We start from the raw sequence: 24993 nt of genomic DNA on the forward strand, positions 1-24993 counted from the left end.
TAATGCCACGTATCCATATCATCTAACAACAGTACGTTTTGCAATCCCCGCTCCTGAAGTGAAAGACCATAAGAGCAGTGAAAACACAGTTACGAAAGTAGCAACAGCAAGAACAGCCACAATTGCAGGCTGAATAACACCAGATCCTTGAGATGGGTAAAGGCGCAATGCGAAACCGGTATGAGCTTGGAATGGTTGTGTCAGTAGATTCGCCAATACAAGCATGATTCCGAAACCAAGTCCGTAGAATTGGCCGAACAGCGACATACCCAAGAGAATCAAGGCTATGTCGACGAATACATTGGCAAGAATAATCGGGATTGGCGCCTCTGTTGGACGGAAAGCGGCCACGAACGCGCCGACACCTAGTGGAATGGCCAGTGACATGGATGAGGCCAGAAGCGAGTGCAGGAACGAGCGTCTCGGTGCGAACCGTTCCCAAAAAGGCATACGAGATGTGAAAAGCACAAGGCTGGCCGTGATACAGAGTACACAGAGCAGTTCGAGCAGCGGGACGGTCATGACCGCCTGTCTGGTACTCTGAGGGCATCCTACATAGCCGGCACCAGTGTAGACGGGTTGTGACGAAGACGGATCCGGGAAACAGACATTGTCCACGTAAACAGGCGTGTACGAGATCGAATCAGGCAGGACGGCCGGAAACAGGGCAGTGCAAAACGTCGCGCAGAGAAGCATGATGATTGCTGCGATGCCATATCTGCCTTCAAGCCATGCCGGATGAAACGATAACGACTTTCCTGCCATCGGGATCCTCCCCCCCTACTTTTCATTCCGGCCTATTGAATCCGTCAGCACCTGTTCGGGAGTCAGAGTGCAGGTATCGAGGGCCGCTGCGTTGCGCTTGATGAATCCTTGCAATTGGCTGTCGGTTGCCGAGCCCAACGTCTTGATGGTCTTATCACCAGTTCCTTCAATGTAATACATGGACGACAATCCTGTGCCTTTGCTGCCATAGGCATGATCCCTCATGGCGATCGGCAGCTGACCCAATATGAATGCGGTCACGTCAGCCCCGTTTCGCAGTGTCTTCTGCTCGAAAACGGTTTTGCCGGCAGCCTGTGCACAACGTGCAGGCAAATATTGGCTGACGATGACCTGCATGACCATCGACAGGTCACTATAGTCACGGTTTTTCTGGGTGGCGGTATCGGTCATGATTTCAATCGCTTTGGTATTCGGACCGTTCATCGGAATCATGCGTTTGCCTTCATCAGTAATGTTCCATCGTTCCTGATTTGTTTCAGGCGTGAAAGCATTGCCAAGCAGCAAGTAGAGTTTTTTCGCCGGAACCCGCCCGCCGTTTATCTGATCAGCAGGCATCCATTGTAAGGCGGAACGCACATAGGCCGCATATCGGAGGTGATGAACCTGATCATCCGGATGTGAGCAGACCGTCACACCGGATTGTTCGATATCCTCACAGACCGGCGTAAACGGGTCCGTTCGCCGCCAGATGCCGATACCGGATAACGCAATCGAGAATCCCAACGCCACCGGTATCACGACAATCGCGCATATCGCCTTCGTCGCCGCGGCCCTGTGCCGAGTAATCGTGGATTGTGCCACATACAGACAGGCAAGAAGGCAGGTTGCCGCTACAGCCAAGAAGAACACGGTACGGACGATGAAGCCGGGAACGGACATCCGCAATCCCGGTTCGGCACCGATGCCGGAGTCGGAAACCGGCAACACTGCCGACAGACCACCTCCCCATACCCGCGGCGAAGTGGTGCCTTCCGGAACTTTTGGACGGACCGCAAAGAACCCGCCCAAGCACAACAGCGCCAATGCAATTCCCACGCCGGCTACAGACCATTTGCTGCCGGTCATCGCGCCTATGGCATAGCCAAGGCAACAGCAGACGAACAATACCGTCATGCCGCCAATAATCGGGAGCAGCGGGAACGGGCCGGGGGACACATTCATCGTCCTGATAATGGCAGGCAGACACGCGAGCGGATACGACAACGCACACAACAAACCGGCTTTGACCATCGGCACCACGTACCGGCTCGCACGCACACCTTTCCACAAGGGAGCAATCATGCTTTGCGAGCGGTATATCGCGCATGAAAGCCAGGCGCCATACACGCCGGCAAGCACATCCGAGAACACATGCATCCAAGACAAGTCAAGCTGCAAATGGGCGTTACTTACCCCTACCGTGCCCGCAGCGTCAAGAATGCCGTAGTTACGAATCCCCAGCATCAATGGATAGGCCATCATCAGCGCAAAGAACAATATCGTGCTAAAAAGCGGCAACGGCCACAGCAGGGCACCCGGATGGAACCGTTTGTGCCCAAATGAACGCGTCTCATTCATCGCGAACCTTCTTCGGATCGTCGGATTGCACCGGTTTGGAAACGGCCCCACCGCCTTGCCTACGCTCCGCATCCATCAATGCTTCATAGCCCAGTTCCCATACCGAGGCCAGCGCATCCGATCGTCCTTTACCACGAGCTGCAAGGTCATCCATATTCCCCTGCATGATGACTTGACCGTGATCCATCACAATGACCCGGTCGGCAACGGCCGCCAGATCCTCGACCATATGTGTACTCAACAGCACAATCTTCGTCTGAGCATAAACGTCCAAGAATCTGCGAATGTCAATTCTCTGCATAGGATCCAGACCAACCGTCGGTTCATCCAGCAACAGCACCGAAGGCTCGGTAACCACAGCGCACGCGATGCCTGCTCTTTGTCTCATACCACCGGAAAGACTGTGTACCGGACGCCGCTCCATATCGGCAAGCCCCACCAACGCAATTGCCTTGTGAGCAGTCTCATCCGCCATATCGTAAGACAGACCATGAGCCCACGCCGCGTACCGAACGTTGCGCAACAGACTCGAAGATTCCATCAACTCGAAACGTTGAGGCAGATAACCGATTCGTGGACGAGCCTTTTTTCTACCCTCGCCAGTAATGATGCTCTGCCCGTCTAAAAGGATTGCCCCACCCTGAGGCGTATCCAACGTCGAGAGCAGATTCATCAATGTTGTCTTACCGGCACCGTTAGGCCCCAACAAGCCAACAACCCCAGGCTGCAAAGAGAACGAAACATCATTCAACGCCTTGTGTCCGCCGTACGAAAAACAGACGTCCTCGACCCGAATCTCGGAAACCGAAACAGCAGCCATGCGATTTCATTCCTTTCAAATAACCTTCAACTCGAGCTCCACAACGCGCCCGGCATAAATGTCTATATAATTCAGGATAAAATACAAAGTTGGATAAAGCAATCTGGCGTAGACCTCTTCAATATCGCAAACCAGCCAATACAACGTCAAGCGCGCCACCATCTACCGCGTACTCGACAACACCAAAACAAAGACAAGGGGCAGAAGGAGGAAGTGCCCGACGCAGGTCGCCCTGCGCCGGGCCGGCCCTAGCTATCGCCTGCGGCACCTCCAGATGACGACCAGCCCGCAACCTACAACAATCACGAGCAGCACGTCCACCACCGCGTTGTCCGCGTTGGCCGCCAAAACGACGACCAACGCCACGATGGCCTGGATGGCCTCAGGATAGTCAGAACCCTTCCTATTCTTAGGCATGTTGGATACCTAACTTTCAATGTGGCCGCGCCACGACAGGCGCGGCGAGGTCGATACGGCCGAAAGGCCGCACGGTTGCATCCTGCGCAAACAGGACGCGACTGTCTCATTTTACTGCGAAAGAGGAATATCCCAAGCCAGGTGATATACTGTGCTTGTTGGTTGTGGCATCGCAAACCTTCCGGATCATTAGGCGGGCAATAAAGCTTTTACCGGGAGGGGTCACGATCAGCATTAGGCATTACGCCTAATCTTCAATGTGGCCGTCGGCCCCGATATCTGGAAACAAATACTGGGGCCGAGGTGTATCACATTCACATATCTCGATCAATAACCACTGATTAAGAGTAACCGAAAACAGCGCCACTGCCATCACCTGAACGCCCAGCATTTACTCAGCAGATTCAATAGCAAACAGTGAAAATCAAAAATAAATAATAGCAACCTTAATCTCAATTGGGAGAAGCTCATAGCAATTCATGGCACCCAGCAGTAACTCTTGAGAATCCTGAAAACTAAATCGTTAGGTCAGCGGATCGATGCCGCTCGGAGCCACCACTCAGGTCTCGAAACCAAGCAATCCCAACGGTTTCGAGGCTTTCTTGTTTCTCAGAGCTGTTTGGCTACCCAATCGACGATGTAGGGGGCGACGCCGTCGATCTGGTCGATGGCGATGTCGAAATCGCGCGGGCCGCCGTACCACGGGTCGACCAGGTCGATGTCGCTTTCGTGGCCCGGCGCGGGCTTGGGCAGGTTCGGGTCGAAGCTGCGGTAAAGGTGCACTTCCGGCTTCTTGTCCGCCGGCAACAGGCGCAGCAACCCCCTTTCGTGCGACCATGTCATCGGCAGGAACAGGTCGCTTTCGTCGATCTCCTCGGGGGTGATGCGATGCGCGAAATGGTGCTTGGGAATCTCGTAGCCGCGCTGGCGCAGCACGCGCACGGCACGCGGGTCGATTGGATGGCTGTATTCCTCATCGCTCACGCCGCTGGACATCACGCGCACCTTGTCGCCCAAACCGCGCTCCTCGAAGTTGGCGCGCAGGATGATCTCGGCCATCGGGGAACGGCAGATGTTGCCGGTGCAGACGGTCATGACGGTGTATGGATGGTTGGACATGGTACAGTATCTTTCTCCTATAAAACTACGAATGACGTCAATACAGCCATCATAACGAACCGGCCGTAATAGGCTTCATCGAACAAATCATACATAAATGTATTACATCGAATGTCAATGACATAACGCAGCCATCGTTACATACCCACTTGCACGCGACCTGTCAGACTTGATATCGATGTGCTTCAATTCGAAAAATGCAAACCCAACCACACGGCCTATGCCAGCAACCCGGCGAATCGGAAACCGCATCGCTCGAATATGAATGATGCGGACACAGCCGCTACAACGACCATATCCGCATCAAAGCTAAAACAACACCGACCGTTATGAGTTCTTCTGATAGGTGACGAAACGGAAGGCTTCGATGGCGCCTTCCTGCTTCGCCGGAGAGGTCCAGGAACCATTGTCCTTGACGCTCCAAGCCCCATCGCGCACCAACTCATTCATGTCGGGCGCGTAGGTGTCGGCGTCGAAACGGCCACGGATATAGGTGACGTAGGCCTTGTTGGCAAAGGGCATGATGGAATGGAAGAGCTGCGCTCCCCCGATCACCCAGATCTCGCTGCGGTCGAGGCCATCGTCGGGAATGGCTTCCTGACGCGCGTAATCGAGCGCCGCGTCGATGTCGTTGGCCGCCGTGGCACCGGCCGCATGCCAGTTCGGATCATGCGAGACGACGATGTTGTCGCGATTGGGCAGAGGACGGAATTTCGGATTAAGTGAGTCCCATGTCTTGCGTCCCATGATCACAGGATGCGAAACGGTCAACTCCTTGAAATGCTTCATGTCTTCGGCAAGATGCCAAGGTATCCCACCTTCGAACCCCATCGCACCCGGACGGCCTTGCATATCCTGCGCGCACGCCCAGATGAGATTCACCGAGAACGTCTTGACGACATCGTCCCCCCAGTCCTCGATGGCTGTTTGCCCGGCAATTCCGGGCTCGGGTTCGTGATAGCCGCTACGGCTACTGTCATGCTCCATTTCATGTACTCCTTGAATTAGGCAATGTATCCAGTCTAACCAACGGTTGAGACGCATTTCGCGCCGGTTGAAACCACATCTCAACCCAAGAATGTCAACATATCAATAAAGCGATCTCAGCCACTCCTGACGCGACCTTAGCTGGCACAAACAACAGCCCGCAACGCGTCAAACCGCAACCGCGCAAATGCCGCCACCACTTAGTCGGCAACGCGTTTTTCAGACCGCGACCGGTGCCTTGATGGCCGGGTGATGCTGGTAATTGACGATCTTGAAATCCTCGTACTGGTAGTCGAAAATCGAATCGGCCTTGCGGATCTCGATCTGCGGGTACGGGTAAGGTTCGCGCGAAAGCTGGGTCAGAACCTGCTCGATGTGGTTATCGTAGACATGGCAATCGCCGCCGGTCCAGACGAACTCCCCTGGCTCAAGCCCCGTCTGCTGCGCCATCATCAAGGTCAAAAGCGAATAGGAGGCGATGTTGAACGGCACCCCAAGGAACATATCGCAGGAACGCTGGTACAGCTGGCAGGAGAGCTTGCCATCGGCCACATAGAACTGGAAGAGAGCATGACAGGGCGGCAACGCCATCTGCTCGACCTCGGCCGGATTCCAGGCCGTGACAATCATGCGGCGGGAATCGGGATGGGTTTTGATGAGATTGAGCACATTGGAAATCTGGTCGATGGTGCGGTTCGGGTCATCTTTGGTCGGTGCAGGCCAGCTGCGCCACTGCACCCCGTAAACCGGTCCCAAATCGCCGTTCTCGTCGGCCCATTCGTCCCAGATGTGCACGTTGTGCTCCTGCAGCCAGCGCACGTTGCTCGAACCCTTGAGGAACCACAACAGCTCGTAGGCGATGCCTTTGAAATAGACCGTCTTGGTGGTCAACAGCGGGAATCCCTTGGAAAGATCAAAACGCATCTGACGGCCAAACAGGGAAATCGTGCCCGTACCGGTACGGTCGGTCTTGAGCGTTCCGTTGGTCAGGATGTCGCGCACCAAATCCTCGTATGGCATGGGGATGTCGGTATTGGGACGTGCGGGGATCTTATGACGAATTTCTTCAAGTTGTTCTCGGGTCAGCATAATCACTCATTCTAGCAACCAGTATCGGCCTTGCAATTCCCGAAAATGAACTTTTCTATGCAACAGGCCACATGCTTTCATTTCACTGATAGAAAAGGGACGGATTCGGATGTATCCTGTTTCGTCCACAAGTTCTGCAGAGCGAATATGCAAGGCGGTACTTGGGGATAGATTGGTAGGGACACGCCTTGAGTGCAAGGCACAAACGCGAGGAGGTACGCAATATGGCAAAGAAACTGTGGGTGGAACGCAACAAGGACGGTTCCTGGGACGCATTCAGCGACGAGGGCGCACATCTGAAGTTCGGGCATGGCAGGGGCCAGTTCAACCCCGGCGACCTGATGAAGGTGGCGCTGGCGGCCTGCGGCGCGCTTTCCAGCCAGATGACCATCGAGAATTCACTGGGCGAAGGCAAGGGCGCGAAGATCACCGTCGATGGCGATTACGACCGTGAGGCCGACGGCTACACCGCGTTCCGCGAGCAAGTGGTCGTCGACGCGCAAAGCGCCGGCATTCATGGCGAGGACGTCGAGAAGCTCAAGGACCGCGTCAAGAAGCACATCGACAAGTCCTGCACGGTGATGCACACCTATGAGGTGGCCACGCCAGTGACGATGGACGTCAAGGTGCTCACCAAGTAGCCCCCAACCACCATTACAAAAGAACGGTGCCAATTCCTTTTGCGAAAATCGGCACCGTTCTTTGTTATCCGAACGATAATCAGTTCTTGTGTTCCGGATCGATCGAGGACTCAATCTCCTCGGCGGCGGAGCTGCCAGCGGTTTTGACGGAGACCTGCTCGACGCCTGGGATGCCCTCGATGGCACCGTCGGAGCGGGACTTCTCGGCTTCCACGTACTTGCGCGGCACCACGAAGACCGGGCCTGCCGCATGCTGGATGAGGCCTTGGCTGGTGGAGCCGACCAGAAGGCCGGTGAACCCGCCCTTGCCGCGGGAGCCGACGACCACGATGTCGTGATCGTAGCTGGCCTTGGTCAAGGCGCTGACGGCGGATTCGGGAACGATGGTCTTGGTGATCTTGAGCTCCGGATGCGCCTGGCGAACCGGGGCGAGCTGGGTCTCCAGATCCTCCATATAGGAATCGTAAACGCCGTCCTCGTCGCTCACGCCCTGCAGGCCCGCCACGGCGTCGATGACGTCAAGTTCGGCGCCACGGTCGGCGGAAAGGTCGGCGGCGATCTGCAGCGCCTTAAGCCCCCACGGGCTGGAGTCGATGCCGACGGCCACACGCTTGATGGTGTTGTTCAGATGCATGGTCTTGCCATCATCATCGGTGTAAGGCACCACGATGATCGGGCAATAGGCGTAGGCAGGTAGCGAGGAACTGGTGGTTCCGAGCAGACGTTCGGCCAACCCGCCCTTGCCGCGGTTGCCGATGACGATCAGGTTGTAGTTGCGCGAAAGCTCGACGAAGACCGAGGACGGGTCGCCGGTGACGATGAGCGTTTGCGCTTCGACGCCCTGCTCGTCGGCGATGGCCTTGGCCTTGGAGAGAATCTCCTGCGCGTCGATGTGGGCCGCGTTGTCATCGCCCATCGACGTGTAGGTGGAATCGAACGAAACCGCCGCGTAGCTCGGCAATGAATAGGCGCAAACGATCTGCAGCGTCAACCCTGCGTGCTTGGCATAATTCGCCGCCCACCAGGTTGCCTTGTAGCTGGCTTGCGACCCATCAACACCTACCAAAATAGCCTTGTCGTTTACCATGGCTACCTCCTTGACATACATGAGGCCGATTCATAACGGCTCTTTCTCAAGGATACCAGCCTTATCACCATCGTGTAAATTCTGCGCTATATAAAAAACGCGCCCCGTGCTGGAACGCGTTCAAAAAAAATCCGGAATACTACAGAACCCTGCGGATGGAATATGGGCTGCCGAAGGCGTAGCGAACGGGGGTGTAAACCGTGCCCGCACTCGGATTGAGCGCATTGACCACCATGCCATTGCCCACATAGATTGCGGCATGCTCCGAATTGGCGAGGATATCGCCAGGCATCGCCTGGGAAATATCGGCCACGGCAAGGCCAGCGGAAGCCTGTGCGCCAGAACTATGCGACAGCGAGATGCCAAAATTGGCGAACACATACTGCACGAATCCTGAGCAATCCCAACCAGCAGGCGTGTTGCCGCCAAGCCTATAAGGCACCACACCGACGAACTGGTTGACGAAGGCGAGCAGGCTGGCGACCGATTGCCCGTTGGGAGGGGTTACGGTGAAATTCTGCGATCTCGAGGAGGCCAAAGGGTCACGCGCGGCGGAACGCGAAGCGGCCGCGGCGGCATCTGCGGCACGTTGCTGCGCCGCGGCGGCGTCCTTTTCGGCCTGGGACTGGGTTTGCGGCACATCGAGGGACTCGATGCCGCCCCAATTCGACTGGGCGTCGACATCGGTGGAAGTGGATTCCTTCAGCAAATCCCTACGCACGGTGTTGACCTTGCGGAACGAACGTGAGGATGTGACAGGATCGTTGTCTTCATTGGCAGCGGAAGCGATTGGAGAGAATGCTACCAACGCCGATGCCGTCAAGGCGACCGCCGCGATTGATGCACAAATCTTCGAAGGTTTCATCATTCCTTCATCCTATCAGATAGAGGAAACATTTCTGGGCCATTCCGCGACGGACGATATCGGAAAAACGCCACGTAAATCAGTGTGATAAACACCTGAAATCACGTATACGAAGTTCAAAGCCAAGACATGCCAAACCAAGCGTCAAAACACCTGACACAATAAAACGCTTGCTGCGGCTAACAACCAGAAGGACTCAGTAGTGGATGACCTGATGGGCCGCGACCTGGGCGGCGGTGAAGGTCCGGGAGAACGTCTTGCCCTGGAAGGTGACGCCACATTCGGAGGTGACCACCGAACCATCGGGATTGACCTGCTCGATGATGGCGACATGGCCACAAGTCGGGCTGGAACCATCCTGACCCGGCGCGAAGACCATGATATCGCCCGCATGACGGGCAGTGTTGTCGACCCAATAGCCCAAAGCACGCGCCGAGGCGGCCCACTGGCCGCCATTGCCCATCTGCGAGCCGGCGGGAAGGCCAAGCTGGTGGCGGCGGACATAAACCCACCACGTGCATTGGCTGAACGCATAGCCATTGCCGGAATCACCGGTGGCATGGTTGGGGTTGAAACCGGCTGGCAATATCGAATAATCCTGATCCATCAACGCCGCGATCTGGGGGTTGTTGGCAATCGACTTCGACATTGAGGACACATCCAACGACGTGTTGTCCGAACCCAGACTCCATGTGCCCTCACGCGACATGCTCTTGACACCAGGCTCCTGCAACGGGGCACGACTTTCCGAGCGCGAGGCCGCGCCTACAGGACGCAACGTGGAGGTGGTGGTCGTCTCCTCGCCGGACGCGAACGTGGGCCGGCTGGGGTTGCCCGACATCACCGCAGTCGCGGTGGCGCCCACAAGGGCGGCCAAGGAAACCGAGACCACAGCGGCATGGCGCCGGTTCTCGCTTTCGCGGGCCAGGCGGATGGAACGACGGGTTGGAGGAACGATCTCATTAAGTTTATCGACGACCTCCGGAGCCAGACCGACCATGGCGCCATTCGTCGCCACAGCCTGGGCCTGCCGCACGGCCTTGAGAGAGTGTGTCGCTTTGGCGGGTGCGAAAAGGGAGGCGACAATACCGGATTGACGCTTCGTACCTCTCCGTGCCTTATGCGCACCGTGACTCATAAATCAACTCCTTGCGGAAACTACGTAGTGGCAGATGCCTTGCCAACTTTACCGGAACAACACCGTAGCAATAAAGCCCTGAAAGTCACACCGCCACTTCTTAAATTCTGCTACCAGAATACTTCAACCTCGGATTTTCCGCCAGCGATTCAACCGACAATGACTGGAAAACCGCGGAATAATATTGCTTGTTCGGCGTGTCACATTTCCTTCACAAATAGACAATAATTATGACGATGCATGAAAGAAATTTTCGAATCCGGCTCTATGTTCCCACCCTTCACAATTTTCAAGCGCGCACGCGCTCACACTTGTGTGGAGACGACGATGAACGAGCCCGTCCCCTCGTCTGGGCCGATCTGGATGCGCCCATCGCTGGCGGGAACGAAAACCGCCTCCCCACCTTGCAGGACCCTGCCCTGCCCAGTACCGCTCACCCGCACGGATCCTTGCAGGCACACGACGATCCTCGGACCGAAATGCCGGGTGTACCGCGCGCCCAGCGTCACCAACTGGCCATAGCGACGGGTGAGACGCTCGACCATGGGCCAAGGCCTCCGGCCTGTACCGACACGCCCGTAGCTCAGCATGAACTCGTCGATGCGCGGCCGGTAGACGACCCGGTTGCTGAACATCGAGCCCAAGTCGCCCATCCAATTGACGCCCGGGTCGATGGGCGGCGACGGGGTGCAATCCAGGCTTTTCAAGACGTTGACGATGTCCTTGTGCTTGACCGTCATTCCGGCGCGCAGCACGTCGTCGGAATTGGTCATGACCTCCACACCGGTGCCGTGGATATAGGCGTGTGGCGTGCCAGCGGGAATGAAGACGGACTCTCCTTCGTCCAGCTCGAGCGGGTTCATCATCAGCAGCGCGAGCACGCTCGGGTCATCTTCAAACGCCTCGGAGGCGGCGAGCGCAAGACTGAAGGCGAGTTGCGAACGGTCATCCGAGACTTGAGAGGCGGCCTTTTTCAGCGCCGCGTGCAGACCGGGGACCTCGCCTGCCGTCACCGCGGCATGGAAGGCCCTGAAAATCCGTTTGTGGGAGTCCTGCCAGACCATGGAGGCCATAGGCATCATCGCGTCGGCCTCGGCGAAATCCTGGTCTGTGGCCGTGGAATTGATTGGTTGCGCGCCCTCGAACACGCCACGGGGCGATTGCGGGGTCAGCGCCTCGACCATACGGGAGGCCACAGGATGGTCGACCAGCGTGAGGTTCGCGAGCATGAACGCCGGCGAGGCGAACCCGACGCAGGCCTTGAACGGCTCCAAGGCGACCACCATCTCGTTCTTCGCCACCGGATCCTTGAAGGAACGGTCCGGGGCGTTTATGGGCTTGCGCTCGGCGTTTTCGGCGTTGAAACCGGCACGGGCGCGGAAATCGACGGGATGGACCTGCAGGGAGAGTGGAATCCTCGCGGAAATCACTTTGAGTAGGTACGGCAGCACCGGCCCGAATTCGCCCGAACACCGTGCGCCCAGCATGGATTGCGGGTCGCTGCGGATCAGGTCCGTCAGCGCCATCGAAGCCGTACCCGGTTGGGTGTTCCTGGTCTTGGGCAAGGTCGAATCCGGTTCGGCCGCGACCATGAATCGCTTGTGTCGCGGCTGTTTTACAGTTCCCTCTTCATCACCGGTATCCACCATCGAAGGCCATTGGGCATGGCCGCTGAACCACATCTCCGCGATCGGACCACTATCGATACGGGCTGACCCATCGACGCGCTCCTCCCCCACTGGCCCGGTTTGCCTGGCAAGCTCCGAGGAGAACATCTCCTGCAAGTGGGTATACGAGCCCCAGGCATACCGCTTGACGACCGGGTGAATCGAATACACTTGGCAGTGCTCCTTGTGGGATTGGTGCTTCTGTTCCGTCTGCCGCCTTGTGCAGACACCGGCTATCAGCTTACCGGTACCCCAAGGTTAACCCCAGCTACTAAAATCGCTGGTATGAAGTTCGCTCCGATCATCAACCCCGACGTGTGCAAGCCCGCGCCAAAACCCGTCCAGGTCGATTTGCGCAAGACCTTTGCCATCATCACCAGCTGGTGGGTCATCGCGTTGGTGGTGAGCGTCATCCTGTTGACTTGCGGATTCCACGTTTTGAAGGCCGTCATCCTCTGTTCCGCCGGTGTCATCATCGGCGTGCTGATGTTGGTTTGGGAGCATTACGATCGCTGGGATTACCGCAGGCTCGGCGCCAACTGACGGCAGGCGTGCCTCCTTCATCCCATTCATCACCACCTTATAGCTTTCACTATCGTAAATTTTATCCATCGTCAACCAAACCCAACGCATAACCGCCACATCCAACCACTACGAAAGAAGCTTATATGCGCGTCATCTACAACGAAGAACTCAAGGCGGTAGCCGACGATCTGGAAGACATGGCCACCAGGGTTTGCGCGGCCATGCACGGAGCCGGGTCGGCTTTGATGGACGGCGACATGGAAAGCGCCAAAACCGTGATTGACGGCGACGAGACCATCGACGCGCTGGAAAAGCGAATCCTCGACCAATGCGTGCGACTGCTGGCGCAACAAAGCCCTGTGGCCACCGACCTGCGCGTGGTCGTCGCCACGTTGCGGTTGGCGTCGACCATCGAACGCATGGGCGATCTGGCGCAGCATATCGCACAGACCGCGTACCGTGCGCGCCCCGCTTCCGCTTTGCCTCAAGACGAGAAGACCCGTCGGATTTTCGATTCGATGCGCGAGCTCCTCGATATCACCGCCGACAGGTTGCCGGAAATGCTGGCCGACCGGGACACCACGCTGGCCCAGCAGGTCATCGCCGACGACAACAAACTCGACGAGCTGCATCATCAAAGTTTCGAACTGGTGCTCGACGACTCATGGAAGGGCACCAAGCAGCAGCTCATCGATGTAGTATTGACCGCGCGGTTCATGGAGCGGCTCGGCGACCACGCGGTCTCCACAGCCCGCCAGGTGGTCTACATCGTCTCCGGCTTCGACCCGAGCAAGGAGCCCCAGGACCTGGACGAGGACTGATTACCGGAAGTCTTGAATTATTTCCATAGACGGTCCATTCCGACCCGCTTATAGCAATACGAAAAAGGCGAACCGCAACATCTGCGCGGTTCGCCTTTTCTATTGAAAGTAAATCAGGCTTACTTCTTGGCCTGGCCTTGTGCGGCCACGGCGGCGGCACCAGCGGCGGCGGCTTCGGGGTCGAGATACTCGCCACGAGGCTTGATCGGTTTCATGTTCTCGTCAAGCTCATAGACCAGCGGGATGGCCGTCGGAATATTGACCTTGGAGATCTCCTCTTCGCTCAAGCCGTCAAGCATCTTGACGATGGCGCGCAGCGAATTGCCGTGCGCGGCGATCAGGACGGTCTTGCCGCTCTTCAACTCAGGGACGATCTCGGACTCCCAATACGGGGTCACGCGCGTGACGACGTTGGCCAAGGCCTCGGTCTCAGGCACCGGATCGCCAGCGTAGCGCGGGTCGTTGTTCTGCGAGAACTTGTCGCTCGGATCGATCTCCGGCGGCGGGGTGCCGTAGGAACGGCGCCAGATCATGAACTTCTCGTCGCCGTACTTCTCGCGGATTTCGGACTTGTTCTTGCCTTGCAGGGCGCCGTAATGACGCTCGTTGAGCCTCCAGCTGCGCTTGACCGGGATCCAGAGGCGATCGGCCTCGTCCAGGGCATAGTTGGCGGTGTTGATCGCGCGACGCAGCAGCGAGGTGAAGACGATGTCGGGAAGGACGTTCTTCTCCTTCAAAAGCTGGCCACCATGCTTGGCTTCCTCGACGCCCTGCTCGGTGAGCGGAACGTCCACCCAGCCGGTGAACTGGTTTGTTTTATTCCATGCGCTCTGGCCGTGCCGGAGCAATACTAATTTATAAGACATAGTTTAATGGTAGGCGATGAATGGGACGGTTGAGCCAGGAAATTGTGAACGTTCACAATCACCAAGCCAACGCAAGCTCCGCGATGATGAAGATAAGAGCGAACAACAGCAGGGTCATACTGCACATCGGCAGAGCACGCACGAAATTCCCGACGTTGACGCTGTTAACCATATCGATGGCGATCTTGATGATGAGCAGGCCAAGAAGCAGCGCCAGCACCGTCAGGACCATGCGGATGATGCTCACACTGCCCGTGAACAATGCCAGGCTGGGAACGAAGGACGCCAGAACGTAGACCAGCGGATACAGCGCGAAGACCACGGTGAGGACCACCGAGAGCAAGTAGATGACGAGCAGCACCGTTTTCACCGTCTTCGCCCCGAGGATGACACCGAGCGTCATCTTGCCGCTGGCCTTGTCCTCCTCGACGTCGCGCAGGTTGTTGACCATGAGGATGGCGCAGGAATAAAGGCCGCAGAGCACTGAGCCGATGACGCCGGCGATGTTGATGCCGCCGGTGAGCACATATTGGGTGCCGAGCACCGCCACAAGGCCGAAGAAGATGAAGACGCCGACTTCGCCGTAACCGGCGTAGCCGTACGGATGCTTGCCACCCGTGTAAAACCATCCGGCGAGCAGGCAGAGCACGCCGAGGATAATCATCCACCAATGGCCGGTAAGCGCGATGGCTGCGAGACCGGCGAGGCAGGCGATCAGGGCGTTGACGCCCGCAGCGGCGAGCACTTGCTTGGGCGCGACCAGGCCTGAGGCGGTCAGGCGTTGCGGCTTGGCGGTCTGGAACTCGCTGGCGCCTCTACCGGCGTCGGTGCCGCGGATGCCGTCGGAATAGTCATTGGCGAAATTGACCGCGATCTGCAGGAACAGGGCGATGATGATGCAGAGCACGGAAACCAGAGCGAACCTGCCCGACGAGACGCCGACAGAGAAGGCATCGGAAGCCGTGGTCGTCGGCACCGCCGTGCATCCTTGAAGCTCGCTGGGTTTAGTCGTGCAGCCTGCGGCCGCCTTCGCCTCCAGAAGGCGGTAAGCCGCGACCACGCCGACCAGAACCGGCGCGATGGACGCCGGCAACGTTTTCGGACGAAGCCCGTTGATCCACAAATCCATGTTCTTCAATGCAATCACATCTTTCTCGATCGCTGTCGACCGGAATTCCCATATACCAGTAACTGTGCAACTTTAAAAACTATAGCAGTCCGGCCTCAACCTTCGCCTTACACCGTCTTATCACAAACGAATGTTGCCGGCCCATTGGCAGGCCGGCAACATATCTGCGTCAATTGATGGTGTTCAAGGCCATCACCACACATCACCCGGCAAGCACGCTTTGCACCAGAAATCATCCAGTGCGCAACATGGATGGACAATGGATTCATTGCCCGCCGCCCGGCTTTGCGGCGATCAGTTCAACGGTTTCACCAGCGGGAAGGTGATGGTCTCGCGGATGGTGGCGCCCGTCAGCGCGATCAGCAGGCGGTCGATGCCCATGCCCATACCACCGGCAGGCGGCATGCCGACGCCCAGGGCCTCGAGGAAGTCCTCGTCGATGTCCATCGCCTCGACGTCACCCGCGAGCGCGTCCTTGGCCTGGTCGACCAAGCGCTGACGCTGCACCACAGGGTCATTCAATTCGGAGTAGCCGGTCGCCAGCTCGAAGCCACGTACGTAGAGGTCCCACTTCTCCACAACGCCCTTCTTGGAACGGTGAGCCTTGACCAGCGGACTGGTCTCGACCGGGAAGTCACGCACGAAGGTGGGGACTTCGGCACCCAAACCTGCCTCGTAGAAGTGCTCCCAAAGGTGCTCGACCAGTTTGCCATGGTTCTCGACCTCGTCGCGCTCCACGCCGAGTTTGTCGGCGATGGCACCCAGGTGTTCCACGGATGTTTCCGGGGTAATCTCCTCACCCAGCGACTCGGAAAGCGAGTCGTACATGGAAATCTGCTTCCATTCGCCGCTGAAATCGTATTCGCTGCCGTCAAGCAACGTCACCTTGGTGGAGCCGAACGCGTCGATGGCGGACTGCTGGATGAGCTTCTTCGTGAGGGCCGCGATGGTGTCGTAATTGCCGTAGGCCTGATAGGCCTCGAGCATGGTAAATTCCGGAGCGTGCGTACCGTCGACGCCCTCGTTGCGGAAGTCGCGGTTGATCTCGAAGACGCGCTCGATGCCACCGACCAAGCAGCGCTTGAGGAAGAGTTCCGGCGCGATGCGCAGGTAGAGGTCGATATCGAAAGCGTTCATGTGGGTGATGAACGGACGAGCGGCCGCTCCCCCGTGCACCGTCTGCAACATCGGGGTCTCGACCTCAAGGAAGTCGTCCTTGGCGAACGTATTACGAAGCGAGGTGACGACCTTGGAACGCTTGCGAACCATGTCGCGGATCTTCTCGTCGGCGATCATGCCGATATACGGTTTGCGTGTACGAGTGTCCTCAGTGAGCTCCTTGTGCAACGCCGGAAGCGGCTGCAGAGCCTTGGCGGCAATCTTCCACTCGCTGGCGAAAACGGAAAGCTCGCCGGTCTTGGACGCGACGACGCGGCCCTTCAAGTAAAGGTGGTCGCCCAAATCGACAAACTGCTTGAAGGCCTTGAGGGAATCCGCGCCGATCTCCTTCTTGGAGATCATGCCCTGGATCTTGGTGCCGTCGCCCGCGGCAAGCTGCACGAAGCACAGGCCGCCGCCGTTGCGCAGGAAGAGCACGCGGCCTGCGATGGCGACCACATCCTGGGTCTCGTCGCCCGCATTGAGCTTGCCTTCGTATTTCGCGCGGACTTCCGGAATCGTGTCGGTGACCTCGACCACGACCGGATACGGCGCGACGCCGTCCTTCAACATCTGGGCACGCTTGGCCACACGCATCTGCACCTGTTCGGGCTGGCCTTCCGAGCCGAATTCTTTGTTGGTCGGGTCGATGGACTCGTCGAAGGACTTGCCCTCGTTGATGTTTTCGGCGATGGCCTCGTCCTGCTTGAGACGCAGTTCCGCACGCTCGACAGTGGACATTACCGGGGTCTCGGCCTCTTCTTCATTCCGGTTTTCGCCGGTTTCATTCGTTTCGCTCATAATCCCCGAGTGTACCGAGCAGCCGATACACGCCATTATTTTGCCGTCAAGTGACTAATAAAGCATGAATGCAAAGATGCATGCCGACACGCATGATGGACTCGTCGACGGGGTCGTTGTATCATGATTGCTGTTGTTCATCGGGCTGTAGCGCAGCTTGGTAGCGCGCTTCGTTCGGGACGAAGAGGCCGCGAGTTCAAATCTCGCCAGCCCGACCAACTAGAAACCCCTTGTTTTGCAAGGGGTTTCGTCATATCCGCACGTCCGCACACCTCAATGCCGCACCTTGTCTCCGCTGGCGTCGACGAGGGCTGACGTTGCCGGGAAGCTTTTCAGCCACGTCGCCCTCTGCCCTTATGAGGCCTCTGTTCCCTGCCACTGCACAGGAAACCAATCACCATGGGCGTCAGGAGAACCAGCTGGAACACGAACCGCGTCGGCGATGGGCGGCCTGGCCGCGAAAGGCTTTCGGCGCAGACGTAAAGGCTGGCAGCGGTCAGCAGCCACGGCAGACATTTGAGCAGCAGGCTACGGCCGGAAGCAATGGCACCGATGGTGTCGGGATCGCGCTTCCGCTCTTTCCGGCGCCGCCACAGGTAATACAATACGAATCCCGGCAGGACCGACGTCCACAACGCCATGAAGAACGGGATGTTGACGCCAGGCGTATCGACGATGATCCGGTAAAGCTGTTTGACCGTTTCGCTGGCTTCGGTGGGCGGGGTGTGCGGCTGAAGCAGGCCGTAAGTGTAAGTGGCGGTGTCGGAGGTGGTCATCGGCAGCATCACCACCGACATCGGCTTGGGAATCGGCTGATTCTTGACGCTGAAGGCATCGAAGGTCATCCATCCACTCTCCAAGCAGAAGAAGCCCTGAAGGTACGAATCGGGATGGCGCAGGCCGACATCCAACCACGCCTTGGCGAAACGCGAAACCGGCACCCGGCCCTTCACCGTCCAACCGATGGCCGGAACCGCAAGCCACGGGTCGTAATTCCGGCTGATCACGTCCCATGGATATTCGAGATAGGCGTCGACGATATCACGGTCCTCATCACTGATGTCGTCGGGATGGTCGTGCGCGGCGCGGGCCATCATCTGGATCGGCAGGGCGAGCGCGGCCTCCGGCGTGCCAGGCACCACGTTGAGGCGCTGGTAGGCGAATTTCGGCAAAGCCATGTCCACGATAACGAACAACACGACTCCGAGCGCCACGGCGGCCGCCTTGAGTTTCGCGGCGAACTTGCCGATAACCAACGCAAGCAGGCACAGCACGACGATATACAATCCCAGTTTCTTGGTCAGGGCCACCAACAGCCCATCCAGCGCGAAGGCCGTGACGAACCCAGGGCTGCGCATCAGCTCGAGTTTGCTGTCGACCAATTTGCAATACATCACCGCCCATGGGACGAACAACATCGCGCTCGTCGTGTCTTTGGCGATCGACATGACGCACATCGGCACCACAGGGAAGAAGCAGAAGAACGCGGCGAAAGCATGCAGGAGCCTGCGATTGAGGTCGGTTTTGGCGAGATAGGCCAACAACCAGGCGATGCCGAACGCGAAACCCACGGCTTGCAGGAGCGCGTAGACATACATGCCGATGTTGTAATTGTCGAAAAGCGCCTTGCCCAGCGACGCGAACCAACCATACAAATAGGTGTCAAGGAATGGATGGTGGTCCCATATCTTGCCGGTGTTCATGCCATAAAGCGGCATGCCATAATATTCGGCGATTTGATCGCCGGTATCGAAGTGGATCACTCCAGGAAACAGCAGGATGATATACGGCAGCCAGCAACACAGCAATACCGAGGCGTCGGCGGCAATCGCGGCGGGACGCTCTGTATAGCGGAAATGGAAATAACAGCGGACGGCGGCAAACCTGGACTTTTGCGCCGCTACAAGCCCGGAAGCGCTTTTGTCGTCATCCTCAGAAATACCATTCGGAGACTTGTTTTCAGCGGCACTTTCCCCGAAGCCGTCGAATACACGGGTCCTCACAAATTCCACACCGCGGTACACGACCATATATAACAGAGCAAAAAGCACGGCATAGCAGACCGATTGCAGATAAAGGTAGACATGGTCGAAAGGAACCCAACCGAACTGGGCGGCCTGGCTCGAACAGGCGACCATGAAGCCAAGCACAGCGGGAATCGCCAAACCCACTTTCGAAGGCCGCAGGAATTTTCGAAGCTTCGGCCACACGCTCTCGTCTGATTCGGCAGTGATTGGCAAACGTTGACGGACGTCATCATTCGCTACGCCATCACGCGATCTGGCCGCGACATCGGCGGATGATCCCCTAACCGGCAACATATCGCCGGATCGGCCAATTCCCTTAACCTTCACGCTGCTCCCCTGCCACTTTCGGCAAAGCCGTATCAAGACTTTCCATATATACGGTCAGTCTAGCGTGCGGCTTGTCGAAATACGGATTGCCTCGCATACGCCCTTCTGTACGCCATTCAACCAAAACCCATTGCTGTGATATAGCTCACATCGACATAACGCTTCCGATATCGTAACCGCAATAGACTTGGAATCAGCGGACACAAAGGAGCAGTCATGGACGACAATGCACACGGCAAGACGCCGGAAGAGCTGTTGCAGGCTTTTAGCGAGGCGCATTCTTCGGTTTCAGGGGAACCTGACGACGCCAGCGACCCGAACAACGCCACTGCGCCCACACCAAACGCGACATTCGACACCGACGAGTTTTTGAAGGGGCTCGATGCCCTGTTCGACGCGCACGAGGCCAAAGACAAGGCCGAACCGTACCTCAAACAGGCGATGGTCGACGCTGAGAACGCTGGCGATGACGCAGGGCTATTGACCGTGTTGAACGAGACGATGGGCTTCTACCGTTCACACGGGCGGCATGAGGACAACCAGTGGGTCATCCAGCGGGCGCTCGAACTGGGATTGAAGATGGGCATCGAAGGCACTGAGGCTTGGACGACCACGCTCATCAACGCCGCGACCGGGATGCGCGCGGCCAAGCGGTATGACCAGGCCGAGGACCTGTACAAACAGGCTCTGGCATCGGCGCAGAAGACGTTGGCGCCCACCGACCGCCGGATGGCTGCGCTGCACAACAACATCTCCATGCTCTACAGCGAGACCGGGAAACTCAAGGAGGCACAAGCGGAACTCGAAAAAGCGCTTGCCATTCTCAAGACTTCAAGCACCGACCCCGAGACCGATATCGACGTGGCCTCTACGCATACCAACCTTGCGCTCGTGTTGCTGCAACGGGCGACCGAAGCTGCGCAGGATGATCAGAATGGGCAACAGACCTCACCATCCACATCGACGCAATCGCAGAACCAAGCGGAATCAGGTGATGCGGCATCGTCCGAAACCGTCGATTCGCTGCTCGATCAGGCGATGAAGCACTCACTGAAAACGCTGGAAATCTACAAGAACGGACATCTTGAGCACAGCGCCCATTTCGCCTCGGCGTTGGCGGGATACGCGCAGGTCTGCTTTGCCGCAGGATTATTCGACAAGGCCATTGACTCTTATCGCAAGGCGCTCAAAGTCATCGAAGAATGCTATGGGACTGACACCGATTACTACCGAATCACCGCGGGAAACCTGGCACAGGTCGAGGAGACCGCAAGGGCGGCGCGGGAAGCATCCAGAAACGCAGACGAATCGGCGGCCAACGGCGCTGGCCTGGGTCAAGATGAGGGAAAAGCGGCAAATGAGGCTTCTTCCGCAAAACGGGATGAATCCGCGCAAACAGCCGGAAACACGACACACACCGCCAACAAGGCTGCCACCGAGAACAAACCAACTATTTCAGGTCTCAAACTCGCACGCGCTTACTGGGAACAATGCGGCAAACCGATGATTGAGGAAAAATACCCCGAATATCAGGGGCGCATCGCCGCCGGCCTGGTCGGGCATGGCTCGGAATGTTATGGATTCGACGATCAATATTCGCAGGACCACGATTTCGGACCTGGCTTCTGCCTATGGCTCACGGATGAGGATTATGCGGCGGTCGGCCAGAAGCTGCAGGCCGACTACGAGGCACTGCCACAGGAATTCATGGGCTTCGGTCCGCGTGAATCCACGGCGCGGGCGCAAGGTGGTTCACGGCGCACCGGCGTCTTCCGCATCGGCGACTTCTTCGCAGGTATCACCGGCTACCCTACCGCGCCCGCCGACGACAAGCCACACGAATGGTTGCTGCTGGACGAACCGACGCTCGCCGCGGCGACCAACGGCGAGGTCTTCGCCGACCCGCTCGGTGCGGTTTCCAAGACGCGGCAAGGTTTCAAGATGATGCCGGACGACGTGCGGCTTTCCTTGATCTCTCGCCGGCTCGGCATGATCGCACAGGCCGGGCAATACAACCTGCCCCGCATGCTCAAACGCGGCGACGGGGCGGCGGTATGGCTGTCCATCCGCGAATTCACCACCAACGTCTGCTCGTTCATCTTCCTGATCAACGAACCGATCCGCGCTGGATACATGCCGTATTACAAGTGGCAATTCGCGGCGCTGCGACGGCTTTCCGGAAGAATGTCAACAGTCTTACCTGACGTCTGCGAACAACTCGAAGTCATCCTTCGACTTTCCTCGGCGGCCTGCTTCGGCGGCGCCGGATTCGGCGAGGGCGGGAAGGGCTCCGCACCCGCTCAGGAACAGGTGCAATCCACCATCGAGCACATCTGCGGTGAAATCGTCACGGAGCTCAAAGACGAAGGTCTGACCAACAGCGACGAGGAATTCCTCGAGTGGCAGCGACCTTATGTCGAGGCGCATATCGGCAGCGATGATCCGGTATTACATAGCCTATAAGCCAACGCAATGAACAATCATCCGCAAAACCGCTAGAGTTGATACCAGATATTCACGGATGAACCGTAACGATATGCAAAGCAGGCATACCAGGAAAGAGCATCATGGAAGACAACGCAACACAGCAACGCACACAGGAAGACGCCACTTCCACGGACGACCAAGAGCGGCTCGATTTGCTGGAACGCGTGGTGAAGCACGAATGGGACCAGTTCCAGAAGACCGACAACGAGGGCGGACGCGCGGCCTGCCAAGGCAACTGGCCGACGTTCCACCAGATGCGTTTGAGCCAGTTCATGACCTGGCCCGTGCCGTTGCTCAAGAGCTATGCCGACGATCTGGACGAGGCGGACCGTGTCGACCGCAACCTCATCACCGAGAAGTACGGGCGCATGATGATCTCGACCTGGCCACAGGAATACCACGCCGATATCGAGCCGTACATCCCCGCACGTTCCGCCGAGCGCGTGGCAGAACAGGAGAAAGTCATCACGCAGCAATTGGCGTGGGCCGACGATTTCCGCAGCCGCTACCCCAAGCTCGGCCGTGAGATGCGGGTGCTGCACACGTCGGAGGACACCCACGAAAAAACGTCGTTCGAGACCTACCTGCGCGGCGAACTCGGCACGTATTCCGACAAGACGTTCCGGCTGTATCAGGATTTCATTGAAAGCCTTGCCGCAGCCAATCGCAACCTCACGGAAGAGACCATCCGCAACACCGTATTGCTTGGAGGATTCAAGTCGCTGGACGAGGCCGAGGTGTTGCAACAGTAGACGTAAAGATAGAAGCGATGCGTTAGAGTGGCACGCATGCGATTGCTGAAACGATTCCTACCATCCGTGGCCATCTTCGTCGCGCTCGTCGCCGTTTTAGCGGCGTTGGGTGCCGCGATGATGCCGCAATGGAGCGTGGAACCGTTGACACAGCATATTAAGGTGGCATCCACCGATTCCACCATCCAAGCGCGAAGTACGGTAAACACACAAGGTTCGGCAAACACTCGAGACCCGGCAAACAAGCGTAATACAGATAACCAAGCCAGGAAACCAGACAACAACACCAATGCCGGAAACGTGCTGAAAACCGACCAAGAGGGCACATATCAGGTCAAAAGCCAAAACCTGCGCATCAAGCTCGCCCCAAACGTCACTATCAACGCCATCCTGCGCTCCCCTGTTGGGGCGCGGGGCTTGCGACCGGCGACCCTGTTCATCCACGGGGCCGGCACCGGCAAGGCCAACGAGGTTTACGGCGACATCGCCTCGGCCATGAGCTCGGCCGGCATCGTCACGCTGGTGCCCGACAAACGGCTCGACACCTACACCACCTTCCACCGCGACTATTACGCGATGGCCGAAGACTATATGACCTCGCTCAGCATCCTGCGAGCGCAACCCGACGTCGACCCCGCGCAGGCCGGCATCTATGCGGAATCCGAAGGCACCTGGATCGCCGAGGCCATGGCACACCGCCATCCGGGTGCAATCCCCTTCATGATGCTGACCTCGCCGCCCGCGGTTTCCGGGCGCCGGCAGATGGCGATGGCCGCCAACACATACGTCGATTACATCGGCTCGCCCAAAGGACTCAGCCGCGACATCGACAAGTTTGTCGGGCTTGACTTTGCGCCACTTGGGCTGCAATACGCCGATTTCCCAGCCGAAAGGTACCTGAAGGACCTCACGATGCCGCTGTTGATCAGCTTCGGCACCGACGATCTTTCCATGCCCATCGAGCAAGGCGCGACCGACATCATCAACGCCGCCAGCGCGGCAGGAAACAAGAACGTATCAGTACGCTATTACCACGCCAACCACCAGATGCGCGTCGGTGCGCACACCTCCGTGCCCGGCCTGCCGCTGGATATGCATTACACACACGACCTTGAGGACTGGACGAACGCCATCGCCGCCGGAACCAAATCCGGCGATTGGATCACCCCGCAAATCGCCGGAGACCAGCCACATCAACGGTTTGACGTTCCTGGCAGCGTCAAACCAGGCCTCATCGGGTCGCTGAGCACGATATTGGCGCTGCTGGCCGCAATCATTGTGTGCGCCGCAATGGCAGGAATCGTCGGGCTTGTTATTGCTATGGGGCATCTGAGGAAACGTTGCAAGCAAACCGAACGAGGCTTCTCAGCCTCGTCTGGCAAGAACGGTATAAAGAAGCCCCTGATACCCAACTCAACGACTGGAAAGACCTATTCCGACGTGAGCGATATGAAATATTCGGCGGCAACCGATTCAGCGATTTACGAATCCATTCCCGGCACTACCGATAACCGATTCCCTCATCGACTCACAACGGCGTTGGCCTTGAACGGCTGCTGCGCGGTATTGGGTATCATCGCGTTCTTCGCTTACGTCGTCATTGCGGCGAAATCAGCGTTGACGCTCACTCCCCGCGGTACGTTGCTCGGCTGGGGTTGGGCGCTGTTGCACGTCGTCGCGCTGGTCAACGTCGCCCTGCTGACCTGGCTTATCATGGAACTTTGGCGTTCACGAAGCAGCAGACGTTTGCAAACCAACCGTTTCCAAGGCTTCTGGACCCCTGCGCACTTCATCGTCGCTGCGTTATGCGCCATCGCCGCCGTGGTTTCGCCGGTGTTGATCGCGTTCTTCGGGCTCTATACTTTGTAAACCGGAAGTCGATTCACAGGCCTGTCGACATCGTATCGCCACACGTACCATGATGCCG

21 protein-coding genes and 1 tRNA gene are annotated in these 24993 nt (G+C 57.8%); 7 read left to right on the forward strand and 15 right to left on the reverse strand.

All coding sequences use genetic code 11. The features are described 5' to 3' along the window. Positions 1–18: 18 nt before the first annotated feature. The 7 genes from OZX73_RS06660 to OZX73_RS06690 form a co-directional block, all read right to left on the reverse strand. Positions 19–765, reverse strand: coding sequence for a hypothetical protein (locus OZX73_RS06660; protein WP_277148734.1), 747 nt, complete (start codon positions 763–765; stop codon positions 19–21). Positions 766–780: 15 nt separating this feature from the next. After that, a complete protein-coding gene (locus OZX73_RS06665; RefSeq protein WP_277148758.1) occupies positions 781–2343 on the reverse strand; it encodes a hypothetical protein in 1563 nt (520 codons plus the stop codon). Further along, positions 2336–3163, reverse strand: coding sequence for an ATP-binding cassette domain-containing protein (locus OZX73_RS06670; RefSeq protein ID WP_277148760.1), 828 nt, complete (start codon positions 3161–3163; stop codon positions 2336–2338). The genes OZX73_RS06665 and OZX73_RS06670 overlap by 8 nt, the downstream gene beginning before the upstream one ends. 252 nt (positions 3164–3415) lie before the next feature. Next, the gene (locus OZX73_RS06675) at positions 3416–3580 is read right to left on the reverse strand and encodes a hypothetical protein (protein ID WP_277148762.1); all 165 of its coding nucleotides are present in this window, start codon (positions 3578–3580) and stop codon (positions 3416–3418) included. Positions 3581–4189: 609 nt separating this feature from the next. Then, positions 4190–4699: a low molecular weight protein-tyrosine-phosphatase gene (locus OZX73_RS06680; protein ID WP_277148764.1), complete on the reverse strand. Its 510-nt coding sequence runs from the start codon at positions 4697–4699 to the stop codon at positions 4190–4192. Between the two features lie 327 nt (positions 4700–5026). Then, entirely contained in the window at positions 5027–5686 is a 660-nt protein-coding gene (locus tag OZX73_RS06685) for a dihydrofolate reductase (protein WP_277148767.1), read from the reverse strand. Positions 5687–5905: 219 nt separating this feature from the next. After that, on the reverse strand, positions 5906–6778 hold the full coding sequence (locus tag OZX73_RS06690; protein WP_277150952.1) for a thymidylate synthase: 873 nt from the start codon (positions 6776–6778) through the stop codon (positions 5906–5908). A gap of 221 nt (positions 6779–6999) precedes the next feature. On the opposite strand from OZX73_RS06690, the gene OZX73_RS06695 reads away from it, so the two are divergent. Continuing rightward, positions 7000–7416 carry an OsmC family protein gene (locus tag OZX73_RS06695; protein WP_277148769.1) on the forward strand — a complete coding sequence of 139 codons (417 nt, stop codon included), beginning with the start codon at positions 7000–7002 and terminating at the stop codon, positions 7414–7416. A gap of 79 nt (positions 7417–7495) precedes the next feature. Here the strand turns inward: OZX73_RS06695 and OZX73_RS06700 are convergent, their stop codons facing one another. The 4 genes from OZX73_RS06700 to OZX73_RS06715 all read right to left on the reverse strand — a co-directional run bounded on the left by OZX73_RS06700 (position 7496) and on the right by OZX73_RS06715 (position 12344). Continuing rightward, a complete protein-coding gene (locus OZX73_RS06700) occupies positions 7496–8503 on the reverse strand; it encodes a universal stress protein (RefSeq protein ID WP_277148771.1) in 1008 nt (335 codons plus the stop codon). 139 nt (positions 8504–8642) lie between these two features. Continuing rightward, positions 8643–9371, reverse strand: coding sequence for a C40 family peptidase (locus OZX73_RS06705; protein ID WP_277148773.1), 729 nt, complete (start codon positions 9369–9371; stop codon positions 8643–8645). A gap of 193 nt (positions 9372–9564) precedes the next feature. Then, positions 9565–10506 (reverse strand): CHAP domain-containing protein, encoded by a 942-nt coding sequence (locus OZX73_RS06710; protein WP_277148775.1) that lies wholly within the window; start codon positions 10504–10506, stop codon positions 9565–9567. A 305-nt stretch (positions 10507–10811) separates the two neighbouring features. Further along, the gene (locus tag OZX73_RS06715; RefSeq protein WP_277148777.1) at positions 10812–12344 is read right to left on the reverse strand and encodes a type I phosphomannose isomerase catalytic subunit; all 1533 of its coding nucleotides are present in this window, start codon (positions 12342–12344) and stop codon (positions 10812–10814) included. 114 nt (positions 12345–12458) lie between these two features. On the opposite strand from OZX73_RS06715, the gene OZX73_RS06720 reads away from it, so the two are divergent. Both OZX73_RS06720 and phoU read left to right on the forward strand, forming a co-directional pair. Further along, positions 12459–12716 (forward strand): hypothetical protein, encoded by a 258-nt coding sequence (locus tag OZX73_RS06720; protein ID WP_277150953.1) that lies wholly within the window; start codon positions 12459–12461, stop codon positions 12714–12716. Positions 12717–12841: 125 nt separating this feature from the next. Continuing rightward, the gene (gene phoU, locus OZX73_RS06725) at positions 12842–13519 is read left to right on the forward strand and encodes a phosphate signaling complex protein PhoU (protein WP_277148779.1); all 678 of its coding nucleotides are present in this window, start codon (positions 12842–12844) and stop codon (positions 13517–13519) included. 119 nt (positions 13520–13638) lie between these two features. Here phoU and OZX73_RS06730 read toward each other — a convergent pair whose 3' ends face one another. From OZX73_RS06730 to lysS, 3 genes are all read right to left on the reverse strand, one after another. Then, positions 13639–14385, reverse strand: a complete 747-nt coding sequence (locus tag OZX73_RS06730; protein WP_277148781.1) for a phosphoglyceromutase — start codon at positions 14383–14385, stop codon at positions 13639–13641. A 58-nt stretch (positions 14386–14443) separates the two neighbouring features. Continuing rightward, entirely contained in the window at positions 14444–15514 is a 1071-nt protein-coding gene (menA, locus tag OZX73_RS06735) for a 1,4-dihydroxy-2-naphthoate octaprenyltransferase (protein ID WP_277148783.1), read from the reverse strand. A gap of 294 nt (positions 15515–15808) precedes the next feature. After that, entirely contained in the window at positions 15809–17473 is a 1665-nt protein-coding gene (gene lysS, locus OZX73_RS06740; RefSeq protein WP_277148786.1) for a lysine--tRNA ligase, read from the reverse strand. A 141-nt stretch (positions 17474–17614) separates the two neighbouring features. On the opposite strand from lysS, the gene OZX73_RS06745 reads away from it, so the two are divergent. Continuing rightward, positions 17615–17691 (forward strand) — tRNA-Pro (locus OZX73_RS06745). Between the two features lie 114 nt (positions 17692–17805). On the opposite strand, the gene OZX73_RS06750 is transcribed toward OZX73_RS06745, so the two are convergent. Further along, positions 17806–19638 (reverse strand): DUF6020 family protein, encoded by a 1833-nt coding sequence (locus OZX73_RS06750; RefSeq protein WP_277148788.1) that lies wholly within the window; start codon positions 19636–19638, stop codon positions 17806–17808. A gap of 405 nt (positions 19639–20043) precedes the next feature. Here OZX73_RS06750 and OZX73_RS06755 point away from each other — a divergent pair, with 405 nt between their 5' ends. The 3 genes from OZX73_RS06755 to OZX73_RS06765 all read left to right on the forward strand — a co-directional run bounded on the left by OZX73_RS06755 (position 20044) and on the right by OZX73_RS06765 (position 24935). Then, positions 20044–22290 (forward strand): DUF4037 domain-containing protein, encoded by a 2247-nt coding sequence (locus OZX73_RS06755; RefSeq protein WP_277148790.1) that lies wholly within the window; start codon positions 20044–20046, stop codon positions 22288–22290. Positions 22291–22394: 104 nt separating this feature from the next. Beyond that, entirely contained in the window at positions 22395–23066 is a 672-nt protein-coding gene (locus OZX73_RS06760; protein WP_277148792.1) for a DUF4125 family protein, read from the forward strand. Positions 23067–23102: 36 nt separating this feature from the next. Further along, positions 23103–24935, forward strand: coding sequence for an acyl-CoA thioester hydrolase/BAAT C-terminal domain-containing protein (locus OZX73_RS06765; RefSeq protein ID WP_277148794.1), 1833 nt, complete (start codon positions 23103–23105; stop codon positions 24933–24935). The last annotated feature ends 58 nt before the right edge of the window (positions 24936–24993 follow it).

It is taken from the genome of Bifidobacterium sp. ESL0775, assembly GCF_029395475.1.
Classification (GTDB): Bacteria; Actinomycetota; Actinomycetes; order Actinomycetales; family Bifidobacteriaceae; genus Bifidobacterium.